Source organism: Oleiphilus sp. HI0128, from assembly GCF_001635365.1.
Genome location: NZ_LWGG01000186.1, coordinates 1 through 877, shown reverse-complemented (window position 1 = coordinate 877; position 877 = coordinate 1). Strand labels below are relative to the sequence as shown.

At 39.4% G+C, this 877-nt stretch carries 2 protein-coding genes; both read right to left on the bottom strand.

Annotated features, from left to right (window positions below):
- Positions 1–264 precede the first annotated feature (264 nt).
- Positions 265–552 (bottom strand): type II toxin-antitoxin system RelE/ParE family toxin, encoded by a 288-nt coding sequence (locus A3763_RS02425; RefSeq protein WP_068510962.1) that lies wholly within the window; start codon positions 550–552, stop codon positions 265–267.
- Positions 542–790: a type II toxin-antitoxin system Phd/YefM family antitoxin gene (locus tag A3763_RS02420; RefSeq protein WP_068510964.1), complete on the bottom strand. Its 249-nt coding sequence runs from the start codon at positions 788–790 to the stop codon at positions 542–544. The genes A3763_RS02425 and A3763_RS02420 overlap by 11 nt, the downstream gene beginning before the upstream one ends.
- Positions 791–877: the final 87 nt, after the last annotated feature.

The following is an 877-nucleotide window of genomic DNA, read 5'->3' as shown; positions in this document are numbered from 1 at the left end:
TTAAGTTTCTCAGGCACTTTTTAATTTGCTGAGATTTCGTCGGTGGTGTGTTCCTATGGAATCCGGTAAAGTTATCACTTTAGGTATTCTAGTCTCAGGTCAAAAGCTTAGGTTTCGCCTGCGGCTACACAACGTGGTGTTGCGCTAGTTAGGTGTTCTAAAAAATCTAACCAGTTCATCAAACATCACTCCGGCCACAAAAACACGTGGCCTGCGTTGGACGCACGATAGAGCCGTNCGCCGTTTATAAAAGCGTTATAATTTTTAGTTGGTTCGTTTCATTGCCGTTTTATAAACATCACCACGTTCACGCTTACCAACTGAAATCACTGTCACAGTAATTATTTCGTCGTTTACTTCATAAACTAAACGGTAACCAGCTTGTCTAAGTTTTATCTTGTATAGGTCATTTGCCCCAGAAAGTTTTGCACTTGGTATTCTCGGGCCTTCTAATATTTCGGTTAGCTTTTTTTTAAATTGCTCTTTTATAGTAGCGCCAAGTTTATTCCATTCTTTAAGTGCAGACTTTTTAAACTCAAGCTCATAAGTCATTTAAGTTAACCTTAACGCTTTTCTCATTTTTTCGTTGTTCAGCAAGAGCTATTAACTCAAGGTCCTCAACGCGGTCCATTAAGTACTCATAGGCTTCGGCAGGCACGCAGTAAAAAGCAGGTTCATTTCTATTAAGTACCGCAATTGGTTTGCCATCAGCACTTAAAGCAACTTTCATTGGGTTAGCCTTTAATTCGCTAATACTAGCGGCAGCTTCTGTTAATATTCGGGTTGTCATAAAATCACCAGTACTATAAAGTGGTCGTTAATTAGGTCTTATTGTAGGCCGTAAAATATAACAAGGCAATCAAAGATCGCCCACAAA

What these genes read in the sequence shown, in the direction of transcription:
- A3763_RS02425 (WP_068510962.1), bottom strand. Translation starts at nt 552, where the DNA reads ATGACTTATGAGCTTGAGTTTAAAAAGTCTGCACTTAAAGAATGGAAT.
- A3763_RS02420 (WP_068510964.1), bottom strand. Translation starts at nt 790, where the DNA reads ATGACAACCCGAATATTAACAGAAGCTGCCGCTAGTATTAGCGAATTA.